This is a genomic window from Acidobacteriota bacterium (genome assembly GCA_003696075.1).
Classification (GTDB): domain Bacteria; phylum Acidobacteriota; class Polarisedimenticolia; order J045; family J045; genus J045.
Window position 1 is genome coordinate 1 of the sequence record RFHH01000008.1, and the last position, 3,347, is coordinate 3,347.

Here is a 3,347-nt window from a genome sequence, read left to right on the forward strand (position 1 = left end):
GAAGGAGGCCGCGCGGCGGCGCGATCGCGGGCCGCCTTCCGCGCGGCCTCCTTCCGCTCCTCCTCCCGCCGGGCCGCCTCGCGGGCCGCGCGCTCGCGCGCCTCCCGCTCCTTGAGGGCCCGGCGGACCGCCTCTTCTTTCGACAGGCGGGCCGTCGTCGGCTTGGGCTTGAAGAGCTCGCGGAGCTCGGCCTCGAGCTTCTCGTCGACGTTGGCCAGATTCGACCGGACGCTGATGCCCATGTCGTCCAGGGCGTCGAGGATCTCCTGGCTGTCGACGTTGAGCTCCTTGGCGAGCTGGAAAATCCGCACGGTGGTGACTCCTTAGCGGGCGTTCGCCGGACCGTCCCCGGTCCGGCCGCGCGCGAGCGGGCCCGTCCCCGCTCCGGGCGGGGGACAGGGAAGAGCGATCGGATCGCGCGCCGTCGTCATCGTTACCCCGTACCTCAACCGGCGTCGGTCGCGGGGGCTTCCGGCGCCGGCCCGGACGGGTCCGGAACGGGCGCGCCCCCGTCCCCGTCCGCGGAGCCGGACTCCTCCTGCTGACCGAGAGCCACCCCGCCGTCCTCCGGGGGCGTCTCCGGCGGGCCGCCGGCCTCGCCCTCCGGCGCCTCCTCGGCGGCGAAGAGCTCCGCCACGGCGTCGCTCTCCTCCGCCTTGGCGGCCGCCAGCTCCTCCGCCAGCCGCCGCGCCTCCTCCAGCTCCTGCTGGACGACGGGATACAGCTCCTCCGCCCGGTCGTGGATGTGCAGCGCGAGGTCCACGTCGACGCCGGGCACCCGGGTCAGGTCTTCGAGATCCGCCGCGATCAGCTGGTCGAGGTCGCGGAACCCCGCCTCCACCAGGGCCGCGACGATCGCCTCGTCCAGGTCGAGCCGGCGGAAGAGGACTTCGGCACGCTCGCGAGCCTCCGCCTCGGCTTCGATCTCGACATGCTTTTCCGTTTCGCTCTTGATGTCGATGCGCCAGCCGACGAGCCGCCCCGCGAGCCGGACGTTCTGGCCGCGCTTGCCGATCGCGAGGGAGAGCTGTTCGTCGGCGACGATCACCTCCGCTTCCCGCTTGGCCTTGTCCTTGAGGATCACCCGGTTGGCGGTGGCCGGTTTCAGCGCCTCACGGATGAAGGCGAGCGGGTCGTCGTGGTACTGGACGATGTCGATCTTCTCCCCCCGCAGCTCCCGGATCACCGACTGGACGCGGTTCCCCTTCATCCCGACGCAGGCGCCCACCGGATCCACGTCGCGGTCACGCGACTGCACGGCGATCTTCGTCCGCTCGCCGGCATCCCGGGCCACCGAGATGATCCTGACGGTGCCGTCGTAGATTTCCGGGACCTCCATTTCGAAGAGCTTCATCACCAGCCGCGGGTCGGCCCTGGAGATCACCACCTGCGGCCCCTTCCCGGAGCGCTCCACATCGACGATGATCCCGCGCACCCGCTCGCCGGGCTTGTACATCTCGCCGCGGATCTGCTCGCGCCGCGGGATGATCCCCTCCGTGGTGCCCAGATCGACGACGACGTCGCCTCTCTCGGTGCGCTTCACGATCGCGTTGATCAGCTCCCCGACGCGGTCGATGTACTCGTTGTAGACCTTCGTCCGCTCGGCTTCCTTGACCTTCTGGTAGATGACCTGCTTCGCCGCCTGGGCGGCGATGCGACCCATGTCGGGGACCTCTCTTTGGAAGAGCAGCTCCTGGTCGAAGTCGGCGTCGGGATCGATCTCGATCGCCTCCTCGAGACTGATCTCCACGGCCGGATCTTCGACCTCGGGCACCACCCGCTTCTTCGCGTAGACCTTGAATTCACCCGACTCCCTGTCCAGCCGGGACACGAGGTTTTCGCGGGACTTGGTCACCTTCCGCGACGCCGCCGCGAAGGCGTCCTCGACGGCGCGGATGATCACGTCGCGGTCGATGCCCTTCTGGCGGGCCAGGTCCTCGATCTGTTGCAGCAGGGGCGGTTGGGCCATCCTCTCGTCTCCGTTACCAGTCGATGTGCAGGCGCGCGCTCAGCACCCTGGACAAGGGCACCACGAGCTCCTCCCCGTTCCCCCCGGTCAGCGCCGCGCTGTCGCCGTTCAGCGCGCGGACGGTGAGCACCTCCGTGCGCACCTTCCCCGTCTCGTCGCGCCAGCGGACCCGGACCCGGCGGCCGAGGGCCCGCTCCCAGTGGCGGCGCCTCCGCAGGGCGCGCTCGATGCCCGGCGTGGAGACCTCGAGATCGTAGGCATGAGGAATCGGGTCGTCCGCGTCGAGTTCGTGGGAGAGCTGCCGGCTGAGCCGTTCGCAGTCGTCCAGGGTCGCCGGAGCCTCCCCGGCGCGCTCGATGAAGACCTGGAGCTTCCAGCGGGGTCCCGCCTGACGGAAGCGCAGGTCGTACACGGCGAGACCCAGGCCCTGGGCCACGCGCTCGGCCAGGGCTTCCACTGCCGTTTCGATCCGTTCGGTCTCGCTCACCATCGCCCGCTTCGGCCCCCGGCGGCGGAACGCTCCGCGGCGCCCGGCGGCCGGCCATGAAAAAAGGCGGCCAGCGGCCGCCTCGCCATCCGAGGTTCAGCGGGGGCATGTTAGTCGATTCGCGGGCCGATTTCAAATCGGACGGTGCGGCGGAGGCCGGCGGCCGAGACGGGCGAAAGAGAGGTGTCTAAGTGTTTGAAATTTATGGGCTTGCCGGTGCGGCGGCGATTGTTGCGGAAAGCGCTTGACAGCCGCGGCGGCGTCTGGCACCATCCGTCCGCGCTGGACGGTGCGCCCCGGCCACCCGTCGGGTGGCGCGGGGGCTTTTTGGCGCCAACCGAGCTTGACGGAGGCTCGGGCGGTGCCTACCATCGTCCGGTGCGCGGAACGCGGCGCGTTCCGGTTGTTCTTTGAAAACTGAGCAGCGCGAGACCAGCGAGCCTGTGACCGATCGCCGGCTGCAAGGCCGGCATGACTCCAGAACTCGAGCGGGGCGTTCGCGTCCCGCACCGAAAGGAACTGGAGAGTTTGATCCTGGCTCAGAACGAACGCTCGCGGCGTGCCTAACACATGCAAGTCGTGCGAGAAAGCGGCCTTCGGGCCGTGAGTAAAGCGGCAGACGGGTGAGTAACACGTGGGTAACCTGTCCTCGAGTGGGGGATAACCCGGGGAAACCCGGGCTAATACCGCATAACATCGCCGAATCCTCGGATTCGGCGATCAAAGCTGGGGATCTTCGGACCTAGCGCTCGAGGAGGGGCCCGCGGCCGATTAGCTTGTTGGTGGGGTAATGGCCCACCAAGGCTGCGATCGGTAGCCGGCCTGAGAGGGTGTCCGGCCACACTGGGACTGAGACACGGCCCAGACTCCTACGGGAGGCAGCAGTGAGGA

At 69.1% G+C, this 3,347-nt stretch carries 3 protein-coding genes and 1 rRNA gene; 1 reads left to right on the plus strand and 3 read right to left on the minus strand.

The annotated features are described in order from the left end of the window. From D6718_00380 to D6718_00390, 3 genes are all read right to left on the minus strand, one after another. Window positions 1-311: hypothetical protein (locus D6718_00380; protein RMG49093.1), on the minus strand; the 311-nt coding region annotated here is incomplete at its 3' end. Between the two features lie 134 nt (window positions 312-445). Further along, entirely contained in the window at window positions 446-1,969 is a 1,524-nt protein-coding gene (gene nusA, locus D6718_00385) for a transcription termination/antitermination protein NusA (protein RMG49094.1), read from the minus strand. Between the two features lie 13 nt (window positions 1,970-1,982). Then, entirely contained in the window at window positions 1,983-2,459 is a 477-nt protein-coding gene (locus D6718_00390) for a ribosome maturation factor RimP (protein RMG49095.1), read from the minus strand. Between the two features lie 514 nt (window positions 2,460-2,973). Here D6718_00390 and D6718_00395 point away from each other — a divergent pair. Then, window positions 2,974-3,347: ribosomal RNA gene (locus D6718_00395) — 16S ribosomal RNA — on the plus strand; the annotation flags it as partial.